Here is a 24,982-nt window from a genome sequence, read left to right as displayed (position 1 = left end):
AATGAGCAATAAAAGACATCACAGACGCTGGATTGCCGCTCTCGTACTGGGTGCGATCGGCATCGACGCTCAGGCGGGGGTCTCCCTCGATCGCACCCGCGTCATTATTACGGAAAAAGAGGCGTCGTCGAGCGCGAATCTCTCTAATACCAGCCCGGATATTCCCTTCCTCGCGCAGTCATGGGTGGAAGACGAGCATGGCAAAAAGATCACCGGGCCGCTGATCGTGTTACCGCCGCTACAGCGGATTAACGGTGGGCAGAAAGGGATTGCCCGCGTCACCAAAACCGCGGGCATCGAGAGTCTGCCGAAAGACAGAGAGAGCCTGTTCTATCTCAACGTCAGGGAGATCCCGCCCAAGCCGGATAAACCCAACACGCTGCAACTGGCGATGCAGTCACGCATCAAGCTGTTTTACCGGCCCGCAGCGGTGATCCCGAAGAACAAAAGCGATGTCTGGCAGGACCAGGTGATTTTCCACAAAAACGGCAGTCAGATGACCGCCCAGAATCCGACGCCGTATTACGTCACCATTATTGGCTTGTCGAAAGCGTCGGGAGGCAAAATCACCCGTTTCCCGGGGATCATGATCGCGCCGAAATCCAGCCAGCAGTTCGCGATTACCGAGGCGGGCGTCAGCGATTTTTCGATGATGTATGTGAACGACTACGGCGGTCACCCGGAACTGAAATACCGCTGCGATGGCAATACCTGTAAAGCGCTGCCGCCTGCACAGCAGGGTTAATTAAGAAGGAACCTGACGATGCCAAATAAACTTCCCTTACTCGCCCTGCTGGCAGTGGGCGTGACGTTTCAGACCTGTGCCGACTCGCCGTTGCTGCCCTCGCCCACTACTCAGGATCGTGTCGGCGAAGAGAGCGGCATTGTCCGGTTTCATGGTTCTGTGCATGCCTCGACCTGTGTACTGACGACGAAAAGCCGCATTCAGGATATTGAGCTGGGTGAGATCAGCGCCCGGCAGTTCCATCAGGCAGGCGATCGCAGCCAGCCTGTGCGCTTCACGTTATATCTGAAAGATTGTCTGAAAGGCGCCAGCCAGGCGCGCAGCAGCCTCGCCCCGAAAAGCACTGGCGACGACTGGCGGGCTTACAGCACCAGCGAGCAGGCGGTTCAGGTGACCTTTATTGGCGAATCCGATATCAACAACCGCCAGTTGATCCGCACCACGGGGACAACCCTGGGCGCGGGCGTGCGCCTGATGGACATGAAAGGCAACGCGCTGGAAGTGAATCAGACAAACGCACCGTATCTGGTGAATCCTGGCGACAGCGAGCTGAATTTCCTCGCAGCGCTGGAATCCACCGGGACAAACGTTCTTGCTGGTGAGTTTAGCGGTCTGGTTCGCCTGAAGATGGAGTACCTGTAATGAGACCTTCAGTGAAGCTGCTGCTTTGCGCATTACTCTTCCCGTCCACCGCTTGTCTGGCCGTGGACGGTGAAATCGTCCCGGTGAACGGGACTTATGATTATTTCATTAGCATTGATAATCAGGACATTACCAACAACCAGGCCGGGTCGACCGTCGTCGATGAATTCGATCTGGCCGGGATGTTTCAGGGGCGCGCCTATTGCTCACAGTCGATGGTTGACCAGCCGGTCTATTTTATGTCGCAGGCGACGTTAAACCAGTCTGGCTCGACGCCGGGTTATCTCAAGCTTAATGACTATATGGACGTCAAAATTGAGATATATATCGGCGGCAACCTGCAACAGTACGTCACCGTTCCGTTCGAAAACGTCTCTAACAACGTCAACCAGAACTACTGCAACGTACCCAGTACGGTCCTGGTGAACGAATTTGCGTCCGGCGCCCGGGGCCGTGTGACTTTTATGATCACCAAACCGATTATCAACGGCCTGAATTTACAAGGTTCTGAAATTGCCAGACTGTTTGGTCGCCTGGGGCCAGGACCGATGGGGCAAACCGCGCTGTCGCGGATCACTATCGCCTCTGGCGTGCTGACGGTGCCGGATAAATGCACTGTCAACCAGGGCTCGCCCATCGTGGTGGATTTCGGCACCATTCCCGGCTCGGGAAACCTGCTGGATGGCACCCGTTACAGCCAGAACGTCCCTATTCACGTGAAATGCGAGGGCGGGAGTTTCTCGCAGGGCGCGCTGAACATCAAACTCGGCATCCAGCAGCCTAACCCGGCGTTTGTCGACGGCAAATACCTGAGCACCACTGGTACCGTGGATCGTTCGGACCTGGGCATCGCCTTAAAAGATCGCCAGGGCACGCCTGTTTCGCCGAACACGTTTTATAACGTGCCGGGCTTTGCCAATAACGAAGGTGACTGGAACCTCACCGCGGCACCGATCGCCAGAAGCGCAACATCCGTGATCCCGGAAGGTGAATTCCGTGCCTCCGCAACGATCGTGGCTGAATTCCAGTAAGGAGGGAATATGAACCGACTGATGACCCTCGCAGCCCTGCTGGTGGCCGCATTGCTTCCGGCACCGGTACTGGCGCAGGGAGAACTGATTGGCGGCGATCTCAGTTTTAAGGGGCTGGTAATCGCCTATCCGTGCAGTATTGCGCCAGAGTCTGAGCGTGTGCCGGTGGATTTCGGCAAGATCTCGATTAAATCACTGTATGGCACCGGGAAAACAACGCCTGTCCCGTTCTCCATTAAATTGCAGGACTGTAACCCGATGACCTTCGACTCGGTCACCGTGACGTTTAACGGCATCACCAATACGGTGATGGCGGATCGGCTGGCGATCCAGCCCACGGCACCAGACAACGCCAGCGGCGTTGGTATTGGTTTGCTGGAGGCGGACGACACGCCGGTGCGCTTAGGGATCGCCACCAGCCCGACGGCGATTACTGATACCGTGATGCAGCTCGATTTTCAGGCTTTTGTGGAAGCGGAACCCGATGCGTTATCGAACGGGACAATCGCCACCGGGCCGTTTACCGCTACGGCGAATTACACACTGAACTATCAATAGCGGCGGAGCCGGGGCATGACGTATCAGTGTTTCATCTACGATAAGAATTGCTTTTTTTCGCAGGGGATTGTCACGCTAACCCTGCGTTTGTTCGCCAGGGAAAACCTGTCTGGCTGCGCCGCCAGCAATGATTACTCGCAGATGGTGGCGCTGATGCGGGAAAACAGCCGTATTGAACGTCAACTATGGCTGTTGTGCGATCTGGACAGTCTGCCGCGCGAGCGGTTTCAGGCGCTGCATTTAATGAGAATGTTTTGTCAGCATAAAAACCAAAAGCTGATCATTTTATTGAGTGAACACAACATGCCGCTGTTTATTACGCTCTATTCACTGCTACCGAATGCGCACTGGCTGCATAAAAAAGAGAGCGTTGAATATGCCCGGCTCTTTTTTCAGGATTTATTACACAAACGGCACAATGGAAATTGCTTCAGCCACTCTCTGACAAAATACACGCGCAACAGGCTGCGTAACCAAACCACGAATGCCATATCAGGAAATGAGTGGTGGCTGATGGAAGAAATTATCAAAGGGAAATCGCTCTCACAAATTTCCGGTGAGGTGAACGTTGATGTGCGCCGACTGAGCTATATAAAACGCCACTTAATGAAAAGGCTGAATATAAGAAACAATATCGATTTGTTTGCTGCCATAAAAGGCATCATCCCCTGAGCAATTATACCGGTGCAGTCCATCACCGGTAATTCGTTGCAATGCACTACCTATAAACCACAACCTGGATAAGGAAAACTAAATGAAAAAACTGACTGCATTTGAAGCCGCGGGAATCGTCGGTGGTTGCTGCAAAACGTGCGAAAGCGTATACCAGAACGTGACCGTAGGCGGCGTGACCTCCTGTAAACTGGTCACCACCTGCAAAGATAAACACGGCACCACAACCACCATGCAGAATGCTGACGCCAGCAAGTGCGGCGGCATTCCGAACCGTTATCGTTAATCAGTGATTACCCGGAGAGCCTCTGCCCTCCGGGTATTTTTCTTTCCCGTTGCGAGATAACTATGGCTATTCAATTTAAGCGTGCTGGTTTTATTAGCTATTCCCTGTTTCTCATTATTGTCTCGTCGCTGATGACAGTACTCTGCTATCACCTTTTTGTGTTTAATACGTTTGCGACAGATGAAACCCAGACCCAGGCGTTTCGTGAAGTCAGTGCTGAACAAATTAAAAACAGCCCCATCAAAGACGATAACAGTATTATCGAAGTGATGTCTTACGGCTGCCATTATTGCGCGGCGAATGAAGAAAATCTGACAGAATTTGCCCGTACGTTGCCAGCGGGCAGCATATTTAAAACGATTCATATTACCAGCGACAGCAATGGCCTCGCGGTTTACGCCCCGATATTCGCCACTCTCGAAGCAATGGGCATTGAAGAAAACGTTCGCGACAGCGCCTATAACGCCATTATTACGCGCAATCTGAATCTGGCCGATGAACCCACCCTGCTGACGTGGCTGGTTAAAAATAATATCGACGTCAAACAATTTCAGGCGACCCGCCAGAGCGAGGCCGTGAAAGCGCGACTGGCTGAGATGGCGGACATTACCCGGCATTACGCCATTACCGCCACGCCGATGTTTATTATCAACAAACGCTATGTCGTGGCGCAGGATCGCGATTTCCCTGAATTTGCCCAACGGATGCAGCAATTGCTGAAAGGGGAAAAATAAGCGCCGTGGTCAGGTTTATTATTCTCTGGAGCGTTTTCAGCGTTAAAAACAGCCTGCAATGGCTGCACCACCTGCGCGGTGACATCGCGCGTGGTGAACTCGCCATGCTGCGTAAGATCGTACGCTACGTGCCCATCATCGTGGTGCTGGGTGTGGCGCGGGGGCTTTGCGCGCTGGGCCTTGCCGGTCGGTCGTTCCGTTTGCAGAACGCAGTGGCGACGGAGAATTTCCGCTGTCTGACCGGTCAGAAAACGCCAATTAACGCGGTGTGGATTGCCGTTCGCCGCCGCCTGCTGGAAGAGGCGGCGACCTGGGGGCAAAACCCGACGCTGCGGCGCCAGCTCCGCCAGTGTACAGACCAACTGGACGCTGTCGTCGCGCCCCTGCATCAACAGAAAATCCCGGTCATTCTGGCGCCGTTGCATGCGGTATCGGATGTGCTGGCGGCTATCGTCGGTGCCAGCGTTACGCCAGGCAAGGCGAGCGTGGTGGTCTCTGCCAGCGCCGAACTGTATAACCAGCATGCCCGCACGCTCGGCGGTATTCAGCTCGCCTATTGCTCCATTCATCAGGACAACAAGGCGCTCGCCAGCAATCTGATGTCGCTGATTGCCGATGTCGCCGCGGGCGAGCAGAACATGATCATCTTCCCGGATATCTCCCCGGACTACACCCTGCAGGCGGAAGGCGCGCTGGAAGCGAAACTGCCGTGCCGTTTATTTGGTCGCGCCGCGAAATTACACCATGGCGTGGTGCGGCTTTCCGGCGTGATTTCAGCGCAGGTGGTGTTTTATCACCTCAGTTACGACGGTGGCCTGCAAATCCGCATTCACCCGCCGGTGGCCGCGAAAGCGGTGGCCGGCGCGATGCCCGGCATTATCGAACAGATGTTGCGGGAAACGCCGCAGGACTGGCTGCTCTGGCACAGCCACTCTCTCTATTTCATTAATCATTAGAACGCATCATGAAAACCACGCTCCCCGACATGATTTATCAGGAAGAGACCAATGAGTGCGGCCTTGCCTGCGTGGCGATGCTGGCGCAAACCCAGGGGCAAACCGTCTCGCTGGAGACTCTGCGCGAGATGTTTCCGGCCTCCGATCACGGCACGTCGCTGGATTCGCTGATGGTCATTCTGGCGCGGCTGGGCATTGCCACCACGCCCGTGCTGTTTGAACACCATGAGCTGAGCACGTTGCCGCTGCCCGCCATTCTGCACTACGGCGCGAGCCATTATGTGCTGCTCAGCTGGCGCAAAGGCAATCACGTCTGCGTGATGAACCCGGCTGTGGGCGAACAGTGGCTACCGTTTGCCGCGCTGAAGCAGGAGATCAGCGGCTATGCGTTGATTGTCGAGCCCGACACCGTCCTGCCTCCGCCTGCCGATCTGCCACCCTCATCAACCGCAAAAACGGCGCCACGGGCGATGAGCCTGAAGGAAACCGCGGTTGTACCGGGCATTTATCGCCTGATGCTGCTGACCTTCCTGGTGTCGCTCACCCTGTTCCTGATGCCCACCATGGTGAGCAACGCGATTAACCAGGCCTTCTCCAGCACGGAGAACAGCGACTTCCCCTACGGCTGGTTTATCGTAGCGTTTGTTGTCGCGACCTTCATGGCGCTGGGCGTGCGGGTCATCAGCGAGCGGTTTATCAAACGCTTTGTGCTGGTCAACAGCGGCCTCGGGTTTTCCCGCCTGCTCAGCAACCCGCTGCGCTTTTTTGAAAAGCGCGCGCCGGGGGAAATCTACAGCCGCTTCACCGCCTGGCAGGTGGGGCTGCTGCAGAAAATTGAACTGGACAACGGCCTGCGTTCCGACTGGGTGATCTGCGCCATCGCGCTTGCCATCATGTTCTGGATTGCGCCCGTGCTGGCGGCGATTTCGGCCGTTGGCGTCACCATCATGGGGCTTATCAGCGTCTGGGCGGTGTTTCGCGACCGCTGGTACACCCAGCAACTGCAACTGAAAAGCGCAGCCCTCAACGACTTTTTTATGGAGACGTTGCAGGGCATTCTGACCATCAAAACCGCCGGGCTGGAAAACCGCCGTCAGGCGCAGTTTGCCTGGTTCAGCCGCGATCTGTTCTCCTGCCTGCAGAAGCAAAAAGTCTACGAACAGGTGAAGGAAGGGCTTTATCAACTGACCGGCAGCCTGGAGATGGTGGTGTTTATGCTGCTGGTGCTACCGATGGTGCATGGCAAACTCATCTCGTTTGGCGACTTCTTTGCCTACAGCTTTCTGCGGCAGATTTTTACTTCTTACGTTACGCGGATCTTCTTCTCTATTATTCAGAAATCGCAGTTAAACGTGATTGATACCCGCGCGCACAGCCTGTTCCCGCAACACGTGGAGACCCGCGCCCCGTTGCAGCCGGAACCGGTGTCCACCGTACCCGATCTGTGTTTTGACGACGTTTGCTATTACTACGATCCGCAAAAACCCATTCTGGATTCGATTTCGCTCTCTTTACCGGCAGGCGATCAGATTGCCATTGTCGGCGAATCTGGCGCAGGCAAGAGCACGCTGCTGCGGTTGATTGCCGGGCTGTTCTCTCCCCAGCACGGCACCTGCTACGCCGGGAAAACACCAATCCCCCGTCAACAACTGGCGCAAACCGTCTGCCTGCAAAGCCAGGAAGATATTCTGTTTAACGCCTCGGTTCGCGAAAACATCACCCTGTTCGATGCGCAATACCGTGAACGGGATCGCCAGCGGATTGAGTCGCTGCTGGCGTCGCTGGCGCTGGGCGATGTGGTACAGGCGTTGCCTGGCGGTATCGACGCGTTGATCCGCGAAAGCCATGCCGCGCTCTCACTCGGCCAGCGTCAACGCTTATTGCTGGCGCGGGCGCTGTACAGTGCGCGTCCGGTGCTGCTGCTTGATGAACCCACCGCCAACCTCGACGACGACACGGCGGCGATTGTGATGGACGCCATTCATGCCCATTGTCGTCAGACCGGAAAATCGTTGATTGTCGTGACTCACAGCGATCAGGTGCTGGCCGGGTTTCAGCGCATCTACCAACTGGCTGAGGGGCAACTCACCCGCCTGAACAGCCCCTTAACTCCCCTGGACTTTAAGAAGGAACTTACCGCATGAAGCCATGGCGTCTTAAACCCCGTTGGTTACTCGCAGGCGCTGGCATTGTGGCGGCAGTCGCGTTGGTCGGTGTGTCGATTGCCTCCTTCACCTCACCGTCGCCGCAGGAAAACCTGCACGTTGAAACAGTCGACAAAGGCGATATCGAAAAAGTGGTGCTGGTGACCGGTATCCTCAAACCCGCCGTGCAGGTGAACGTCGGGGCGCAGGTGAACGGACAACTGCGCAAGCTGTATGTGCGACTCGGCGACAAGGTGAAAAAAGGCCAGCTGCTGGCGGAGATCGATCCGACTATCCAGGAGTCCGAACTGAATAACGCCGAGGCGCAACTGGCGAGCGCCAGGGCGCAGAAACGCGCCGAAGAGACCGCGCTCAAGCGTTATCGTCTGGAGTATGCGCGCCAGCAGGCGATGATGCGCGATGGCTCCGGCGTGCGCAGCGATTTAGAGCAGGCAAGTGCGGATTATGACGCGCAGATCCAGCAGGTTGAGGTCAGCGACTCGCAGATTGTGCAGGCAGAGATGGCGGTCAAAACCGCCAACGCCAATCTCGGCTATACCCGCATCGTCGCCCCGATTGACGGTGAAGTGCTCGGTATCGTCACCCATGAAGGGCAAACGATTGTGTCATCGCAAATGGCGCCAACCATTCTGGTGCTGGCGGATCTGGACACCATGCTGGTACAGACACGGATCTCCGAAGCCGATATCCAAAAAATCCACCCCGGTCAGCCGCTGCGCTTTTACGTGATTGCCAACCCCGAAAAGCACTACACCAGCACGATGGGGTTTGTACAGCCCGCACCGCAGGAGGCGCTGGAAGAGCAGCAGCCCGGCAGCACCGGTAATAACCAGCAGGCCACCGCCGTGTACTACAACGGCACCTTTGATATCCCGAATACCGAACGCGAACTCAAAACCGCCATGACGGCGCAGGTATTTATTCAGATTGCCGAGGCCAAAGGCGTACTGCGTATTCCGGTGGCGGCGCTGGGTCAGGCGCTGGATACCGACAGCTACCATGTCACCACCGTTGAGAACGGCAAAACCCGGCAGCGCACCATTCGCATCGGGATTAACGATCGCCAGTACGCAGAAGTGCTGGAAGGGTTGCAGATGGGCGATCGCGTGGTGGTGGCGCAGGACACGGTGCAGGGATAAACCATGGAACCGATTATCACCCTGCGCCACGTCTACCGTGAATTTAGCGCCGGAACGCAAAAAATCCCGGTGCTGACCGACATTTCGCTGTCGATTGCCGCCGGGGAAATGGTGGCGATTGTTGGTGCGTCCGGCTCGGGAAAATCAACGCTGATGAATATCATTGGCTGCCTCGACAAACCCACCGCCGGGGAAGTCATCATTAACGGCACGGCGGTGCACAACGCCAGCAGCCTGCGTCTCGCCGAACTGCGTAGCCGCTATCTGGGCTTTATTTTCCAGCGCTACCACCTGATGCCTTACCTGACGGCAGAAGAAAACATCGCCATTCCGGCGCTGTATACCGCCATGCCGGAAGCGCAACGCGTTTCCCGCACACAGGAACTGGCGCAAAAACTCGGTCTGGAAGACCGGTTGCAACATCGCCCGGCGCAGCTTTCCGGCGGGCAGCAACAGCGCGTGAGCATCTGCCGGGCGCTGATCAACGGCGCGCAGGTGATTCTGGCGGATGAGCCGACCGGCGCCCTCGACAGCGTCAACGGCAAAGCGCTGATGACGGTGCTCCACCAGCTTCACGCTTCAGGTCACACGGTGATTATCGTGACTCACGATCGCGACATCGCCTCGCAGGCACAACGCATTGTCGAGATTAGCGATGGCCGCATCGTGGCTGACATCCGGCAAACGGAAACCGTGAACCGCGCCGCCGCGCTACCCGAACAGGATAACGGCCGCGCCTCGCTGGGGCGCAGCATCCACGAATCGGTTCGCATGGCGTGGCGTTCTCTGCTCGGTCACCGGATGCGCGCGTTTCTTTCGATGCTGGGGATTATCATCGGCATCTCGTCCGTGGTGTCGTCGATGGCGGTGGGCGAAGGCGCGCGGCAGGCGATCATGAGCGAGATCGGCAAACTCGGCAATACCACGCTTGAGATCCGCCCCGGTACCGGCTGGGGGAACAAGCGCCCGGACATGGAGCGCGCATTATCGATGGATGACGTCAGCAGTCTGCAAAAACTGCCGTGGATTTTGGGCGTGTCGCCGATGGTCAGCAGCATGACCCTCGCCGTACGCAAAGGACTCGACTCTTCAATGATGCTGTCCGGTGTCTCGCAGGATTATTTTTCCTTACAGGGACTGCGCTTTGTGCAGGGCAACGGCTTTACCGCCCGCGACGTCGCCGAAGGCGAGCCGGTGCTGATCCTCGACGAAACCGGGCGCGATACGCTCTTTCCGGGCGGTGAAGATCCGCTCGGGCAAATTGTGCAGATTGCCGGGGCGCCGTGGCGGGTGACTGGCGTGGCGGCGAAACCCGGCCCGAAAGTGGTGGGGGGATACATGGCGGCGTGGGTGCCGCATACCTCGCTCCAGCACCGCATCACTGGTGAAAAGCCGCTCGAGGCCATCATCTTACGTTTTCAGGAAACCCTGACGCCGCAGGACGCCACGCAGCGTGCCGAACGCCACCTTTTGCGCGAGCACGGCAAAAAGGATTTCTTCACCCAGACCGATGATCAACTGGCTAACGCCCTGCAAAAAACCTCGGATTCGATGTCGTTGCTGATCACCACCATTGCGGCGATTTCCCTGCTGGTGGGCGGCGTCGGGGTGATGAATATCATGCTGGTGTCGGTGACGGAGCGCACGCATGAGATCGGCATTCGTTTGTCGGTCGGCGCACGTCCGCTGGACATCATGAATCAGTTTCTGATCGAGGCGGTGATGATCTGCGCCCTCGGCGGGCTTATCGGCGTCATTGGCTCGTGGATCGCCGGTAATCTCTTTTCACTCTTCACCAATGAGTTTTCGATGGTCTTCACCGCGTTTCCGGTGGTGATGGCCTGCGGGTTTTCCGCGCTGATCGGCCTGACGTTTGGCTATTTCCCGGCGCGCAGAGCAGCCCGCCTCAACCCGACTGAGGCACTGGCCCGCGAATGAAGACAAAAATCGCTTATCTCCTCCCGGCCCTGCTTCTGCTGACCAGTTGCGGCAATTTCACCCGTAGCGACTACCAGCGCCCGTTGTTGTCGCTGCCCACCCAGTGGCAACCGGCGACCGGTGTTGAGAGTGCGCAGGCGTATCAAAACTGGTGGCAGCGGTTTGATGATCCCCGCCTGTCACGGGTGATCGAACAGGTGCTGGAAAGCAATAACGATCTCGCCGCGGCGGCCATTACGCTCCAGCAGGCGCGGATCGCCGCCGGGTTAACCAGTACCAATCTGACGCCGGACGTGGCGGTCTCAGGCACGGCGAGCAACAGCAAAAACCTGCGCCGCAACCCCACGGCGCTGGAGAGCTACAACACGGGTATCACTATCGGCTACGAGCTCGATCTGTGGGGGAAACTGGCGCGTACCCGGGAACAAAGCGAATGGGAAGCGGTGGCCAGCGCACAGGATTATGACGCGACGGTGCTGTCGACCATCGGCACCACCGCGCAGCTTTACTGGAGCATCGCCCTGTACAACCAGCAAATCCGCAATCAGCGGGCGGGGATCGCCATTTCAGAACAGACCGTGCAACTGATGGATTCCTGGTACCGCGCCGGGAAGGTCGGGCAACTGGATGTGTTACAGGCGCAGCAGTCGTTGCTCAGCCGTCAGAACCAGCTGCGCGCGCTGGAGCAACAGCGGGATAACAGCCGCAATGCGCTGGCGCTGCTGCTGAACCGTCCGGCGGAGCAGCACGCGGATGAATCGACAGTACTGGATGCCAGTCAGCGGGTGGCGGTAATAGCCAAAACGCCGCTGAAAGTGATGGCTCGCCGCCCGGATATTCAGGCGGCGGAATCCCGCCTGCGCGCCGCGCTCGCCGGGTATGACGCCTCGCGCCTGAGCTTTTACCCGTCGCTGTCGCTGGATGCCGCGCTTAACGCCGGCAGCCAGATTTTCAGCCAGTGGTTCAGCGACCCCATTCGTACTGTTGGCGGGTCGCTGGCGCTGCCGTTCATTCAGTGGAACACCATGACGCTTACCGTGAAGCAGGCGGATCTGCAGGTGAAACAGGCGGCGATAGCCTTTCGCAGCACGGCCTATGCCGCGCTCGCCGAGGTGGATAACGCGATGGAAAAACGACTCAGCGCCGAAGAACAACGGGCCCGTCTGCATGAATCGCTGGCGCTCAGCCAGCAACGCCTGCGGCTGACGGAAAGCCGCTATCGCGCGGGCGCGGTGGATTTTCAGACCCTGCTGGATGCGCAGGATGATCTGCTGATGCTCGAAAACTCGCTCGCACAAACCCAATACGACTACCTCTACGCCACCCTGCAACTCTGGCTGGCGCAAGGGGGTGGCGAAACGCAATACAGGATAACGAATCATGACTATGAATAATGCTCTGAAACGCGTCGTCGTTACCGGCTATGGCGCCATCACCCCGCTTGGCGCCACGGCAGAAGAGAGCTGGCAGGCAATCATGGACAACCGCCTCGGCTATCGTTACGTCGACAAAACCGCCCAGAACATCCATACCCATTTTCTGGGTTTTGTGGAAAAAGAGCCGGATCTGAAAGGTGTTCCCGCCGCGATCCGCCGTCGGCTTCCGCGTTATGCGCGTCTGACGCTCGGCGCTGCACGGCAGGCGATGGCGATGGCCTTTGGCGAGACACCGCCGCAGACCTTTTATAACCCCCTCGACTGTGGCGTCATCATGGGCACCGGCTGGGCGGGGCTCGATGAAAACTACGGTGCCATTGATGAATTTTCCTCGACCGGGGTGACTTCGCCGTTTAACTGTTTCTACTCTATGCCCAGCGTCACAACCGCCGCGTGCAGCCAGTTCTGGGGACTGAACGGCTATCAGAACACGGTAATTGCCGCCTGCGCCACCGGCACCATCTCGATTGGTGATGCGTTTGAGGTGATCCGCAGCGGCAGAGCCAGCATGATGCTGGCGGGTGCCGGGGAGTCGCTCACCAGCACCTGCGCGGTGTGGAACATTGATGTGCTGGGGGCGTTAAGCAAGGAAACGGACGATCCGCGACGGGCAAACTGCCCCTTCAGCGCCCATCGCAGCGGGTTTGTGCTCTCGGAAGGCGCGGCGGTGTTGTGCCTCGAAGAACGGGACGGCGCACTGGCGCGCGGGGCGACGATCCTCGGTGAAATCACTGGCTACGCCAACTTTTCTGACGCCTGGGACTTTACCTCGCCAGCGGATGATTGCCTCGCCCGGGTGCAAACCATCACCCATGCGCTGCAACAGGCGGGGCTGGAGCCGCAGCAACTCGACTATATCAACGCCCACGGCACCTCGACGCCGCTGAATGATATCAACGAAACGCAGGCGCTGAAGATGGCCCTCGGCGACGTGGCGTATCAGATCCCGGTCTCCAGCACCAAATCTTACTCGGGGCACCTGATCTCGGCGGCGGGCTGTTTTGAAAGCATCGTCTGCTTACAGGCCATCGAAAACGGCGTTATGCCCGCCACGGCAAACTTCCAGCAGGCTGATCCGCTCTGCGATCTCGATTACATCGTCGACGGACATCGCGCCTGCGATCTTCACCGGACGCTGAACCTGAGTTTTGGTTTTGGCGGCGCGAATGCGGCGCTGATTCTGGAGAAGTCGCTATGACACCGCTGCACTACACCCTGGAAGATGCCCACCGATGGGCCGCGTTTTCCGGGGATTACAACCCGGTGCATTTTGATGAAGCATGGGTGAAAGCGCAGGGCGGAACGGCACTGAGCGTTCACGGTATGCTGGCGCTACTGGATGTTAAACGCGCGTTGAGCCATGAGGTGGGAAGCGCCCCATTCCTGAACTGCACAGTGCGTCTGCGCCGACCATTATTGCATGACACCACCTATCTCCTGACGCATGACAGCGCCAGAAAGGGAGCCGCGGTGGTCACCGACGTCCTCGCCGGGCAGGTTTTTCTCACCGGTCAGCTCATCCCGCAAACCCATTTTCCGCCCTCCGCGGTAACGCACCGCACGGTACTGAAGAGCGCCACGCTGGCGGCGCTGCAGGCAGCATTCGCGCCTTTACTGCCCGCGGCGCAGCAGTGGCATTTTCTGGATGCGCTGCTGTTTCGCCATCTCATTCAGGACAACAGCCTGTTACGTCAGGACGTTATCGCCACCATACTGCCGCACTGCGACACGCTGGCCTCGCTGCTGTCGTGTTACCCGGTGGTACAAACCCATCAGGAAGTTATCTTCGACAGCCATTTACTGGCGCCCTGGCAGGCGGATGCGCGACCAGGCGCGCTTGAGATTGAGACATTACCGGCCCTGGTGGTCGGCGACCTTCAACACGGGGCGATTGTGCGACTCGCCAGCCAGACCCGATTTTTGCACCACAACATCAGCAGCGCCATCACCCTGAAAGTGGGTCCCACTGGCGCGCCATAAAACAAGGAGAATGCCATGAGTCAGTACGAGATAATTTACGCCAAAGTCAGCGACATGATTTGCGACGCTAAAGACCTGGAGCCGGAAGCGTTAACGCCCGATACCACCCTGCCCGCACTGGAGCTGGACAGCCTCGACTATGTTGAGTTGATGGTGCTGGCGAAGCGGGAGTTTGCGGTCACGCTGACGGCGGAGATGTTTATCCAGAACCCGCATATGACGCTGCGGGAATTATGCCAGACGATTGAAAAGCAGATGGCGGAATAACATGACGCAAAAATGGATGTTGATTACCGGCGGGAGCCGGGGGATCGGCCAGGCGCTGGTGACTCACCTGCTGCCGGAGTGGAATATCGCGTTCACCGGTCGCAGCGAGGCGGGCATCAATCATACGCTGACGCTCACCCGGGGTCTGAATACCGCCACCTGGGTGAAGGGATTTTGCTGCGATGGTAACGATGAAACGCGGGTGGAGCAGGTCGCGACGTCGCTTATTCGTGAATTCGGCGCACCAGCCGCCATTGTCCATAACGCGGGAATGACGCTTGATGCGTTGCATATTCATCAGAACGCAAAAGACTGGCATGACGTGCTGGGTAATAACCTGATTTCTATTGTTAACTGGAACCGGCACCTGCTTCCGGCCATGATGACGCAGGGGAGCGGCGCCATCGTGCTGATGTCGTCTGTATCGGCGTTCAAAGGCAACAGCGGGCAGACGGCTTATGCGGCCAGCAAGGCGGCGATGATTGGGCTGGCGCACTCTCTGGCGCTGGAGGTCGGGCGTTTTGGCATCCGGGTCAACTGCCTGGCGCCGGGGCTGATTGAAGGCGACATGGTGCAGGCCATTCCGGAGGCAAAACTGAGAGCGATGCGCCAGCACATTCCGCTGCGTCGTCTCGGACGTATGCAGGATGTGGTGCAGGCGACGGCGTTTCTGGTCGGGGAAGGAAGTGGTTATGTCACCGGACAGACGCTGGTGATTGATGGTGGTTTATCTGTTTAGTGCCTGCTCTGCTGATTTATATGTTGTACCAGCGCGAGCCGCTCACGAACAGATTCATTAAAAATTTGTAGTAACGTCGCGCTGTGCTGGCGGACCAGTTCCGTCAGTTCTGGCGCGATCCTCGCCGATTCCCCGACGCGCGCATTGAATTCCGTTAACAAGGTGACTTCCGGCAGCAGCGACGCCAGATAAATACTCGCTTTCAGGATATTCACTTCCGGGAGGTTTTCGGTTGCGGCCTCCCCTTCTTTTTGCCGTCTGCACCAGCGGGCAATATCGCTGATGGCTTCAATGGGAGACAGCACTTCCCAGACCACGTTTTCATCACCGGTGTGGGCTGGCGCGGAGCACAGTGCCAGCGAGGTCAGATTATGCAGGAGCCCGGCGATTTCGATTTTCAGGCACTGAACAGGCGCAATCCCCATCGCTCTTGCCAGATAACCGGCTATTCTGCCGATCACCAGTGAATGCTGCACGCCGTGCTGGCTGAAGCCATCAATAACGAACGCCAGCATCCCGGCGATATCGCGAAAATTATGTAATGAAATAGCATCATTGTGAATGCGGGGTATTTCTTTGATGTAATCATCGAAATCAGTCGATGTCATCATTAACCAGAAATGCTCACAAGCGGATATTTTTCTGAACGCGCTGATATATTCAGGTTTGTAAAGTAAATGTTCACCTTCAAGAATAACGTTAATGATGGCTTCTCTTTCTGCTAACAGATCTTCCGCACGATAACGCGCCACCAGCACATCAATGCGATCCGCAAGGTAAATAATATGACTCTCTTTCGGTGCTTTTTTGCCATTCACATATTCGCCTTTACCCTCCTGCCAGCGGATATGGTGATAACGCACGATATGCTGCAATGGATTCAGTAAGGGAACACTGGCCAGCAGTTCACCACCAATCACCGCGTGATCGTTAAGTTCATTATCATAATAGCTGAGTGGCTGCAGCCGTGATTCCTCATCCAGACCGCCAATATCATGGAGAAGCGCCGCCAGTAATGTTTTGCGGCACTGCGCCAGCGAAAAATGGGACTCTCTGGCTAAATGCCAGGCGATGAACGCCGTTCTGACATGATGTAAGTTAAGTCTGGGGTTGATCATATCTATTATTTTAGAGATGCAAGCCAACGATTCTATGAGGTTTATTTTCATCATAATTAAGAAATTTAACTTATTTTATACTCCACTTAAGCAAAACCACACGGATTAACGTCGCTTGCAACCATACTGCGGAAATGTGTGGTTACCAAATAAGATCATGTCATCATTTATCTTTTTAATAAAAATGAGCTTTCCCTCTCCTCCCTCGCTGAATAATAAGCCGTTAGCAATCTTATCATTCACATTATCAGAGTCATCACGGGTCATCCTGACATGCAATATTTTATATAAATTCGCGTTAATATTATAACTTTTATATTTCACACTAACCGTTCGCGAGATAATATACTTTTTATTGTTTTGGGTGAGTAAACCATCAATATTGATAAGCAAATGATCATCGCTGAGATCAAAAAAAGCGAAACCTTCTGCACGAGTATTAACTGTATTGATGTTCCGCACAATAGAAAATTGCGATATACATGAAAAACTGGAATTTCTGGCATAAAGCGCGGTTGAAACGATCAGCATGATGACTATGGAAACGATAACCGTTATGATTCGTTTAAACATTGCCCTGTTCTCTGATGTAAAAACTGACGCAGTTGCTTTTACTCTTCTTACATTCGACAATCAACAACTGGATATAATTCCCTAAACTGCTTTTTATCTGTTGTCGATAAACATAAACTTCTTTAACAGAAGAACAGTCTAATGGTTGCGATGCTAAAGCAAAGCTGTCCGCAACCTCTTTCATTGAAAGCGCCGGAGTTAAAAAGAACTGGCATTTACCCTGAACGATTTCGTGCGTTTCGTTATCAACCCTGCCGATTTGATAGTTAATAACGAACATCATCATAATACCGGCCGCCACAATGAGAATTTTAGTGAACAACGGCCGGTATCGCCACTTTTGATATGCCGGAGAAACCTCAGGTATTTTTTCATCAAGGCAAGGCGTTTTGTACTCACGATCGTTATTGATAATCGCGTCTTCGGATATTTTAAACCCGATACGCGGCACCGTAACGATGATTTCTTTTTCGACACCCAGGTCGCACAGGTTTCTGCGCAGCGTCGAAATATATTGATTCAGGTTGCTGTTTGACGCACGTGCGCCATATTTATCAAACACAGACTGAAAAATTTCGTTTCTTGACAGGAGATCGCCCTGATGATTAAGCAATTCCGCCAGCAGACGCGTTGACGTCTGGGATAATTCAATGCAGTCCCCGGTCAACACGTTAACGAGTGAGGTATCCTCGGTGTCAAAAGTAATAAATCCTTCTATATCAAACCTCATGTCACCTCCTTACCAAACCGCGTTTCCTGCCGACAGATAGAGTTTTTAGCAAAAAACAAGATAAAAAGCAGATAAAAACTCTATTTGTCCGTCAATCTTCAGCTAACGTTGCTAGCCAATCAGGCGGAGCGGCATACTGTAAACTCCTTTAAAACCGTGGAGTCTGCAAAATGAAACTCTCGCTGTGTTCTTACAACTCAGGTGCGTTACATCAGGACTACAACGCTCCTCTCGACAATCTGCAGCTGTTGACGGCGGAAACGGGAATAAGTGGCTTCGCTACGGTCAGGGTTCCGGAACAAGTATTTATTCTCGATCTGCTAAATAAGCATAGTACTGAAGGTCTGTCTACAAGAGAGCTGGCTGACCAGTGTGGCATTTCAATTTATAAAGTCAGGCATTTGTTACTACCGCTGGAAAAATATGGCCAGGTCATCCGGGATAAGATGCAAAAGCACCATCAATGGTTTTTATCAAGAGAGACCACAGATATTAACGAACATTCTAACAAGGAGCATTATCGGTTGCAACAATGAGAAATAAATCAACCACATAAACTTAAAATGCCTGAAATGAGAAATTAAGATCTCGCAAAGAGTATAGAAAATTCTTAATAGAATATTTAAGCGGTAAAATGACTTTACACTTTCAATCAACTCTTTTTTCTCTGATCTACCCATAAAGCGTTATTTAAACATTATTGTTAATAAAAAGTGAAATGTGATATTTATCCCTCGTCCCGCCATTCACTTGCCGATTACACATTGTACGATCTGATCTGAAATGGTAACGATGCCCCTTACTGGCGGCATCGTTTTTCATTTTTTTCTAAATTTTTCTGCCGGAATAAAAGACGCCAGCAGAAACCCAAATCACGACACTGGCCGTCTGCCGCTTTGTCGATTTAAGTTCCTTCAGTGTTACACCGGCAATTTCACCCGTGATAACCCGCCTTTTTATTTCACTGGCACTGAGAAAAAGTTGTTTTTTGATAACCGACAACAGGCTGACCTGAAACGCGCAGCGCAACCTGATGCATACCTTCAACCGTTTATTGCAGAGATGACCGGCAGACCACTGCTCGTGAACGTGAAATGCTGGCGACCCTGACAGCACGGCATTATTGCGCTTCAGGATCTGGTCATCATGCGAAAAATACTCCAGCGTGGCTTCATCATTCGCCATGATCCTGCGGTAGAGCACAGGGTTAATGCGGCTCACCGGCAGGCGCGAGAACAGGCTGATATTCCAGGTGTAATCGCAGTGCGTACATTTATAAATACTGAATCGCCACGGATAATCTAGACACTTCCGAGCCGTTGATAATACTGGTTTTCATATTCTGTCGGTGACATCTGTTCGCTAGAACCATGCCGACGCTTACTGTTATAAAACATTTCGATGTAATCAAAAATATCACTGCGGGCTTCTTCCCGCGTTCCGTAGATCTTTTTCTTTATCCGTTCACGTTTCAACAACTGGAAAAAACTTTCTGCAACCGCATTATCATGGCAGTTACCGCGACGGCTCATGCTACCCTCCAGGCCGTGTGATTTCAGGAACGACTGCCACTCATGGCTTGTGTACTGACTGCCCTGATCCGAATGTACCAGCACCTGTTTTTCGGGATTACGCCGCCATACAGCCATCAGCAGTGCGTTCAGGACAATGTCCTTTGTCATCCGGGATTGCATGGACCAGCCGATAATTTTGCGTGAGAACAGATCAACAACAACGGCAAGATACAGCCAGCCTTCGTGGGTCCTGATGTAGGTTATGTCCGTTACCCAACGCTCATCAGGAGCATCCGGATTGAACTGTCGCTGGAGCCTGTTGGGTGACACGATACTGGCCTCGCCTTTACGTGCCCGCGGGCTTCGGTATCCGACCTGAGCCTTTATTCCGACACGTTTCATCAGTCTCCAGACTCTGTTTACTCCGCACTGTTGCCCGCTGTCACGCAGATCCAGATGGATTTTGCGATAACCATAGACGCATCCCGACTCCAGCCAGAACTGTTTAATCTGTCCTGTCAGTCTCAGGTCTGCCTGATGGCGTTGTGAATGCGGCTGCTGAGCCAGGCGTAAAAACCACTGGGATGAACATCCAGCACCCGACAGAGCAGGCGAACAGGCCAGCAACAGGAGTTGTCACGGATAAAGGCGTACCTCAGTCGGACAGCTTTGCGAAGTACGCCGCGGCTTTTTTTAATATGTCCCGTTCGTCGGTAACCCGTTTCAGCTCTTTCTGGAGACGGCGGATCTCGGCCTGAGCATCTGACTGTTCTTTATTAGTGGAAGAATCCGGACCGTACTTCTTTATCCAGGCATAAAGGCTGTGGGTGGTGATATCGAGACGTGTTGCAACGCTGGCAACAGAATAACCGCGATCAACAACCTGTTTGACTGCTTCAGTTTTAAACTCTTCGGGATAACGCTTACCGCTCATGGGCACCTCTCTTTAAGCCATCTTAAATGACTCTGAGGTGTCTGTTAAACCCGTGGCGATTCAGCCATCATGCCGGACTTCAGCATCAAATCACGCCAGATGCTGCGATCTATATTGCGGGTGATGGCAGGCAGCGCTTTATCAACTTTTTCAGTCAGCCAGCTATCGTAGCGGTGTCCTGACTTCATCGCCCAGTCTTGCACTGTGCCACCGCCAATTTCTGAGGTTAGTCGTGAAATGGCATCAAGCTGCTCAATGAGTTGTTCAATCTGTTTAAGTGCGGAATCGCGGCCAGAGACTACTCGTTCGATACTGGTCGAAAGAATGAGCTCATTGTGTTCCGTCAACACGTCGGGTTCTGTTTGCATCGTTAATCGTCCATAAAAGCAAACACGCCTGCCGGGAGTGGCAGGCGCATTATGCGATGAATAAAAAAGGTGGGAAGTTCAGAGGTAAAAATCAGGAATGAGGCTCGAAGAATTCAGGTATTTATTAATCCGGTAGCTCGCCTTGCTCTGAGAATATCGGTGGCGGTCAGGAACGGTGTCTGCTCCTGCCAGGTGAATCCTTTGCGATCAATGCGTACCAGTTCATAACGTTCCACTAGGAAATTAACCGCATCGGCGAGCGTGATTCCCGCCTCGATATGTTCCAGAATGGCCGCATCGTCGTGGAAAGGCGTATCGTCAAGTGTCAGGCCGTAATGGTGGTCCAGCAGATATGTTAGCAGTTGCTGCCAGACCTGTATGGGCGACAAGCGTGACGAAACCGGCACCGTGGCCGGTACAGTTGAAATGTGCATGAGTAGAATCCTGAGAAAAGAAGAAGAGAGAAGGTGTTACGGGGTTGGATAAATAGAAATGTAAACGTAACCGCAGCTACCACGGGTATCAGCTATGCAGGTTAAACTCGCAAGTTGAATGGTCACCTGACGTTGCTGCTGTGGATTTAGCTCACCGGAACGCAGCATTGCTTCCAATTGACGGATAAACAGCGGGAAAGCCTGATCCAGTTTCTGCAGTTGCTTCAAGGTAAATTCCCCCGTCAATCCAGCCCTGTCAGCCAGGTAATACAGACGGTTACCTTCCTGCACTAATCTAGCGCCAAATCGTGGGGTGATATCGCTTTGTAGCCTCCATTCATGGGGTGGTATGAATGGCATGAAAACCTCCGTTTAAAGCAAACCTTGCTCAGCAAAAGAAACCACTTCATTCCCAACAACCAAATGATCCAGCACTCGCACTTCTACCAGAGCTAACGCTTTCACTATCCGCTGAGTGATGTGTTTGTCCTGCTGGCTGATTTCTGTCGTACCTGACGGATGGTTATGGGCCAGAATTACCGCAGCAGCGTTGTGCTTCAGAGCTGACTTCACCACTTCGCGCGGATGTACTTCGGTATGGCTCAGCGTGCCAATAAACAGTGTTTCTCGCTCCAAAAGGCAGTGCTGGTTATCGAGATACATCACGATGAAGACCTCGCGCTCTAGGTGAGCCATCTGCAGTTGCATCCAGGTTTTGGTGAAGCTGGTGGAGGTAAATGACTCACTCGGTTGACGCTGATATTTTTCCAATAGTCGTAACGCCCGACGAATGATGCGTTGCTCGTTTGCAGGAAATACCGTGGATAAATTGAATACAGACATAATTGCTCCTTGAAACAAAAAGGCTCGCCGGTTTATTGATGAGGCCTGAGGTAAGGGAGAATAAAAAGGTTCAGGAGGCAAGCTGCAGCATATTCTCGGCCATTACCCACAGAGCGCGGTTAAGCTTCACATCACCGTCGATACCTTTTACAGCACGGGTATGGGCACATTTGCCTTTAGTCGTTCGCCCAGTCAGACCGCCTTTAATCAGGTTTTCCTGAATGCGCTGATAAGTGGTCCACAGGTCGTTACTTTCATCCTGCCAGCGGCGCGGGGATAGGATCTGCGATTCCGTCACCGGCTGATGCTCTTCACCAAAACGATAGGTTAATGCCGCTTTCGCCATCGCCTGCTGTGCTGGTGGTGGTAACAAAAGCGACTGCATGGCATCGCGCTTCTCTTCTACTCGGTCAAATATCCCCAGCACTTCGTAAGCCCCTTCAATGACTTTTTCCACAACATTGCCTTTATGCGGCACCCGCACCTCACCAAAACTCTCACCGCAAATTAGTCCATTCTGGCAAACCGATCTGAATAATCCCGGTAGCATCTGGTATGAGCTGGAGCCGTCGTGGCTATTAAGCAGTATGATTTCAGGCACCTGCTTGCCAGTGATCTGGCCTTCGCGACGCAGACGTAACATGTGCTTAGTATGTTCGCGTTTGCTCTGGTCTCGGACTCTAGTCTGGCACGCAAAGAATGGCTGAAAGCCTTCACGTTGCAGGTTATCAAGCAGGGTAATGGTCGGAATGTATGTGTACCGATCGCTGCGGGATTCATGCTTTTCTTCGCTGAATACACTCGGCACATAATGCGCCAGTTCATCGCGGGTTAGCGGGCGGTCGCGTCGAACGAGATTGACTGCGCCGAAGCGGCTGGCTAAACGTGTCATTATTATTTCCTTATTGAGATATGAAAAAAAGACCATGCCTCAGAGTGAGGCATGGTCTTTTCTGAAAGTGAACGGTGAAAAAAGATTGTGTTAAATTCGGGTGAGATCACACGGATAGTACAGAGATAAAAACGACTGTAATTTAAATATTACCAGCCAGCATTCTGCTTCCTGATAGCCCGGTTGAGCGTGTCCAAATCTTGTATAGTTTTTTCTTTTACTGTGTAGGTGGTTCCATTCGGGTCAATAGTGACTGATTTCGGAAAATGATCCTTTATGATTTTAACCGTTGATGGGTGACTAAAAAATCGATATCTGAGACCTGTGCTGCTAATAAATTCTCCCTCTAATGGGGTAGCCAGTTCATCTGGTGATTGCGGCTCATACAAAACCCCGACAAAAAAACCGCCCCCACGCATGCCTTCCAGACCATTAATATACAACTGGTGTGAATGTTTTTTTCTGTTCCATCCATTTTTGGCCATGTCATGAAATGTTCTGTACTTAATGTTGTTCAGATCGAACAAAAGCGCTTCATCGCCATTTGATCTGTTACTGCGCACAGGAATCACCTTACATGAATAACCAATTTTTACTTCGAGGCCGTGAGCGGTGTACTGTTTATATCTTACAGTTACCTTCCCTATAAAAAATAAAAACAACTCTGGTTTGAAACCAGTATTATCAAGAACATGAAGTCGTGCCTGCAGGTATGAAATTACTCGTTCTAGTATGTCTCTACTATTGATTGCTTTCACCGGGTTTGGTATGCCAGAAAAAGTAATGTAAGGCAGCGTCTCGATAAACTCTCCTCTTTGGAACAAGTGATGAAATGGATCGGTTGCCCCCCTAACTCTTCCATCAATAGTCAAATTATTGATTTCAAAACCTGCATTGAAAACCTTTTCCGGCACCAGATTTTTATTCGCCACCAGTTTACCTGAAGGTAACAGTGCATCGTTTTCCATCCTGTACTTCAAGGCATCCAGAATCATATCCTGAATAACAGCTGAACTACTACTACCCGTCCTCTTCGCCAGATTCACTATCATCTGATGAAGTTCAGGATAGGAAAGATTAACCGTTATCCTTTTTTTACTTACCATCACACACTCCTTATAAGGTGCAGCACTTTTTAGATTTTAACAGTGCTGCACCTTTTTAAAAACAGACTTAAATCAAGAGAGTGTTCCATACAAAAACAACTGTTTTCGGCAATACCCGGTATGGTGGGTATGAGCGACAGTAAAATGTTCATCCGTAAACCCAGGCAAGAAATAGCCCCATAATCAGCGTACCGGGATAACTTAAGAGTGGTTTTAGTCCGAATGGCGGGAGTAATAACAGCCAGAAAACCCAATACAGCAGGGGTGTACGAGGTAGCAGGTGGCGATTTCAGTGATTATTTACTGCCGGACACTAATATTATGCTTATTGTTGTTCTCTACAGTATGTAGCAGGAATAGGGATCACAACAGGGAAGTGGGTATAGAACCGTTAAGAGAGAGTAAAGCTATCAGCAGAGGCTCAAGCCAGTTGTAGAGTGAGGCAGTGTTTTCTTTGATCGTCCTGTACCTGCGTTAAAAATTACCAAGGCTCTCATGGGTATGTTATCCACAACATGAGAGCCCTGAAATGATACTTAAAGAATGTAACAGCGAGAAGAATGCTTACCATATGCAGCGTCTTGAAGCGCTGACAGCCTTCGTGATGAATGAACATGCCCGTGTTCTAGCCTTCGGGCTAGATTTAAGCCTGCCGCAGCATAATCAACATAAGGGATATGAATCTGCGGTGATAACCCGTTTTATTGCCTCTCTTAAAGCACAAATAGCCGCTTATCTGAAGAGACGCAGCAGAGAAGGTAAACGCATATACCCTTGCCCGGTGTATTACGCATGGGCCAGAGAGTTCGGCGAGCTTAATGGCAATAAGCATTATCACCTGGTGCTGCTGGTTAACCGTGAGGTGTTCAGTTGCATGATGCTGAAACTCGGGGTTAAGGGTAACGGAAGAGGATTATTGCTAACGATGGCAGCTAAGGCGTGGTCCCACGCGCTGAAACTGAAGGGTAAAGCTAAGGAAAAGGTCAGTTATCATCTGGCGGGTGTATTTGAGCTGAACCGCAGAGAGGGAACCCACAGCTCTGATTATGAGGGTTACCTGAAGAGGATCTGCTATCTCGCCAAAAAACGCTCCAAAGAAAATGATGACGGTGAGCGTAATTTTGGCTGTAGTCAGCTTAAGGCCAAAGCGAAAAGTAATTTATTACCGGAGAAGTGATTGTA

27 protein-coding genes and 2 pseudogenes are annotated in these 24,982 nt (G+C 53.2%); 18 read left to right on the top strand and 11 right to left on the bottom strand.

Going from position 1 to position 24,982, the window contains the following annotated elements; translation table 11 throughout:
• Nucleotide 1 precedes the first annotated feature (1 nt).
• The 16 genes from QMG90_RS02770 (at nt 2) to QMG90_RS02695 (ending at nt 15,288) form a co-directional block, all read left to right on the top strand.
• Nucleotides 2–745 carry a fimbrial biogenesis chaperone gene (locus QMG90_RS02770; protein ID WP_283282618.1) on the top strand — a complete coding sequence of 248 codons (744 nt, stop codon included), beginning with the start codon at nt 2–4 and terminating at the stop codon, nt 743–745.
• A gap of 18 nt (nt 746–763) precedes the next feature.
• Nucleotides 764–1,387, top strand: coding sequence for a fimbrial protein (locus QMG90_RS02765; protein WP_283282617.1), 624 nt, complete (start codon nt 764–766; stop codon nt 1,385–1,387).
• On the top strand, nt 1,387–2,418 hold the full coding sequence (locus QMG90_RS02760) for a fimbrial protein (protein ID WP_283282616.1): 1,032 nt from the start codon (nt 1,387–1,389) through the stop codon (nt 2,416–2,418). Before QMG90_RS02765 ends, QMG90_RS02760 begins: the two co-directional genes overlap by 1 nt.
• A gap of 9 nt (nt 2,419–2,427) precedes the next feature.
• Nucleotides 2,428–2,976, top strand: a complete 549-nt coding sequence (locus QMG90_RS02755) for a fimbrial protein (protein ID WP_283282615.1) — start codon at nt 2,428–2,430, stop codon at nt 2,974–2,976.
• Between the two features lie 141 nt (nt 2,977–3,117).
• The gene (locus tag QMG90_RS02750) at nt 3,118–3,648 is read left to right on the top strand and encodes a helix-turn-helix domain-containing protein (RefSeq protein WP_283282614.1); all 531 of its coding nucleotides are present in this window, start codon (nt 3,118–3,120) and stop codon (nt 3,646–3,648) included.
• Nucleotides 3,649–3,730: 82 nt separating this feature from the next.
• The gene (locus QMG90_RS02745; RefSeq protein ID WP_283282613.1) at nt 3,731–3,934 is read left to right on the top strand and encodes a DUF4762 family protein; all 204 of its coding nucleotides are present in this window, start codon (nt 3,731–3,733) and stop codon (nt 3,932–3,934) included.
• A 62-nt stretch (nt 3,935–3,996) separates the two neighbouring features.
• Entirely contained in the window at nt 3,997–4,668 is a 672-nt protein-coding gene (locus QMG90_RS02740) for a thiol:disulfide interchange protein DsbA/DsbL (RefSeq protein WP_283282612.1), read from the top strand.
• A gap of 5 nt (nt 4,669–4,673) precedes the next feature.
• Nucleotides 4,674–5,624, top strand: a complete 951-nt coding sequence (locus QMG90_RS02735; protein WP_283282611.1) for a lysophospholipid acyltransferase family protein — start codon at nt 4,674–4,676, stop codon at nt 5,622–5,624.
• A gap of 8 nt (nt 5,625–5,632) precedes the next feature.
• Nucleotides 5,633–7,768, top strand: coding sequence for a peptidase domain-containing ABC transporter (locus QMG90_RS02730; protein ID WP_283282610.1), 2,136 nt, complete (start codon nt 5,633–5,635; stop codon nt 7,766–7,768).
• Nucleotides 7,765–8,928 (top strand): efflux RND transporter periplasmic adaptor subunit, encoded by a 1,164-nt coding sequence (locus tag QMG90_RS02725; protein ID WP_283282609.1) that lies wholly within the window; start codon nt 7,765–7,767, stop codon nt 8,926–8,928. The genes QMG90_RS02730 and QMG90_RS02725 overlap by 4 nt, the downstream gene beginning before the upstream one ends.
• A gap of 3 nt (nt 8,929–8,931) precedes the next feature.
• Entirely contained in the window at nt 8,932–10,866 is a 1,935-nt protein-coding gene (locus tag QMG90_RS02720) for an ABC transporter permease (protein WP_283282608.1), read from the top strand.
• The gene (locus tag QMG90_RS02715; RefSeq protein ID WP_283282607.1) at nt 10,863–12,260 is read left to right on the top strand and encodes an efflux transporter outer membrane subunit; all 1,398 of its coding nucleotides are present in this window, start codon (nt 10,863–10,865) and stop codon (nt 12,258–12,260) included. Before QMG90_RS02720 ends, QMG90_RS02715 begins: the two co-directional genes overlap by 4 nt.
• On the top strand, nt 12,253–13,500 hold the full coding sequence (locus tag QMG90_RS02710; protein ID WP_430381683.1) for a beta-ketoacyl-[acyl-carrier-protein] synthase family protein: 1,248 nt from the start codon (nt 12,253–12,255) through the stop codon (nt 13,498–13,500). Before QMG90_RS02715 ends, QMG90_RS02710 begins: the two co-directional genes overlap by 8 nt.
• Nucleotides 13,497–14,282, top strand: coding sequence for a MaoC family dehydratase (locus tag QMG90_RS02705; protein WP_283282605.1), 786 nt, complete (start codon nt 13,497–13,499; stop codon nt 14,280–14,282). Before QMG90_RS02710 ends, QMG90_RS02705 begins: the two co-directional genes overlap by 4 nt.
• 15 nt (nt 14,283–14,297) lie before the next feature.
• Nucleotides 14,298–14,549, top strand: coding sequence for an acyl carrier protein (locus tag QMG90_RS02700; RefSeq protein WP_283282604.1), 252 nt, complete (start codon nt 14,298–14,300; stop codon nt 14,547–14,549).
• A 1-nt stretch (nt 14,550) separates the two neighbouring features.
• Entirely contained in the window at nt 14,551–15,288 is a 738-nt protein-coding gene (locus QMG90_RS02695; protein ID WP_283282603.1) for an SDR family NAD(P)-dependent oxidoreductase, read from the top strand.
• Here QMG90_RS02695 and QMG90_RS02690 read toward each other — a convergent pair.
• The 3 genes from QMG90_RS02690 to QMG90_RS02680 all read right to left on the bottom strand — a co-directional run bounded on the left by QMG90_RS02690 (nt 15,285) and on the right by QMG90_RS02680 (nt 17,709).
• A complete protein-coding gene (locus tag QMG90_RS02690) occupies nt 15,285–16,406 on the bottom strand; it encodes an HD-GYP domain-containing protein (RefSeq protein WP_283282602.1) in 1,122 nt (373 codons plus the stop codon). The genes QMG90_RS02695 and QMG90_RS02690 overlap by 4 nt on opposite strands.
• Before the next feature lie 105 nt (nt 16,407–16,511).
• Nucleotides 16,512–16,979 (bottom strand): FidL-like protein, encoded by a 468-nt coding sequence (locus QMG90_RS02685; RefSeq protein WP_283282601.1) that lies wholly within the window; start codon nt 16,977–16,979, stop codon nt 16,512–16,514.
• Complete coding sequence (locus tag QMG90_RS02680) at nt 16,972–17,709, bottom strand: winged helix-turn-helix domain-containing protein (RefSeq protein ID WP_283282600.1); 738 nt, start codon at nt 17,707–17,709, stop codon at nt 16,972–16,974. Before QMG90_RS02680 ends, QMG90_RS02685 begins: the two co-directional genes overlap by 8 nt.
• A gap of 170 nt (nt 17,710–17,879) precedes the next feature.
• Here QMG90_RS02680 and QMG90_RS02675 point away from each other — a divergent pair, with 170 nt between their 5' ends.
• Complete coding sequence (locus QMG90_RS02675) at nt 17,880–18,245, top strand: FaeA/PapI family transcriptional regulator (protein ID WP_283282599.1); 366 nt, start codon at nt 17,880–17,882, stop codon at nt 18,243–18,245.
• A gap of 292 nt (nt 18,246–18,537) precedes the next feature.
• Here QMG90_RS02675 and QMG90_RS02670 read toward each other — a convergent pair whose 3' ends face one another.
• From QMG90_RS02670 to QMG90_RS02635, 8 genes and pseudogenes are all read right to left on the bottom strand, one after another.
• Nucleotides 18,538–18,936: a DUF1062 domain-containing protein gene (locus QMG90_RS02670; protein ID WP_283283869.1), complete on the bottom strand. Its 399-nt coding sequence runs from the start codon at nt 18,934–18,936 to the stop codon at nt 18,538–18,540.
• A 74-nt stretch (nt 18,937–19,010) separates the two neighbouring features.
• A pseudogene (locus tag QMG90_RS02665) lies at nt 19,011–20,157 on the bottom strand (IS3 family transposase).
• 62 nt (nt 20,158–20,219) lie between these two features.
• Nucleotides 20,220–20,525: pseudogene (locus QMG90_RS02660) on the bottom strand (DUF4942 domain-containing protein); the annotation flags it as partial.
• A gap of 113 nt (nt 20,526–20,638) precedes the next feature.
• Complete coding sequence (locus QMG90_RS02655) at nt 20,639–20,959, bottom strand: TA system toxin CbtA family protein (RefSeq protein WP_283282598.1); 321 nt, start codon at nt 20,957–20,959, stop codon at nt 20,639–20,641.
• A 36-nt stretch (nt 20,960–20,995) separates the two neighbouring features.
• Nucleotides 20,996–21,319, bottom strand: coding sequence for a type IV toxin-antitoxin system YeeU family antitoxin (locus QMG90_RS02650; RefSeq protein ID WP_283282597.1), 324 nt, complete (start codon nt 21,317–21,319; stop codon nt 20,996–20,998).
• 12 nt (nt 21,320–21,331) lie between these two features.
• Nucleotides 21,332–21,802 carry a RadC family protein gene (radC, locus tag QMG90_RS02645; protein ID WP_283282596.1) on the bottom strand — a complete coding sequence of 157 codons (471 nt, stop codon included), beginning with the start codon at nt 21,800–21,802 and terminating at the stop codon, nt 21,332–21,334.
• Between the two features lie 70 nt (nt 21,803–21,872).
• Nucleotides 21,873–22,694, bottom strand: coding sequence for a DUF932 domain-containing protein (locus QMG90_RS02640; RefSeq protein WP_283282595.1), 822 nt, complete (start codon nt 22,692–22,694; stop codon nt 21,873–21,875).
• A 149-nt stretch (nt 22,695–22,843) separates the two neighbouring features.
• Entirely contained in the window at nt 22,844–23,800 is a 957-nt protein-coding gene (locus tag QMG90_RS02635) for a hypothetical protein (protein WP_283282594.1), read from the bottom strand.
• 571 nt (nt 23,801–24,371) lie between these two features.
• On the opposite strand from QMG90_RS02635, the gene QMG90_RS02630 reads away from it, so the two are divergent.
• Nucleotides 24,372–24,977 (top strand): inovirus Gp2 family protein, encoded by a 606-nt coding sequence (locus QMG90_RS02630; RefSeq protein WP_283282593.1) that lies wholly within the window; start codon nt 24,372–24,374, stop codon nt 24,975–24,977.
• The last annotated feature ends 5 nt before the right edge of the window (nt 24,978–24,982 follow it).

Source organism: Trabulsiella odontotermitis (assembly GCF_030053895.1).
Lineage (GTDB): Bacteria > Pseudomonadota > Gammaproteobacteria > Enterobacterales > Enterobacteriaceae > Trabulsiella > Trabulsiella odontotermitis_C.
The sequence above is the reverse complement of the archived record's forward strand: the minus strand, read 5'-3'. Positions and strand labels throughout refer to the sequence as shown.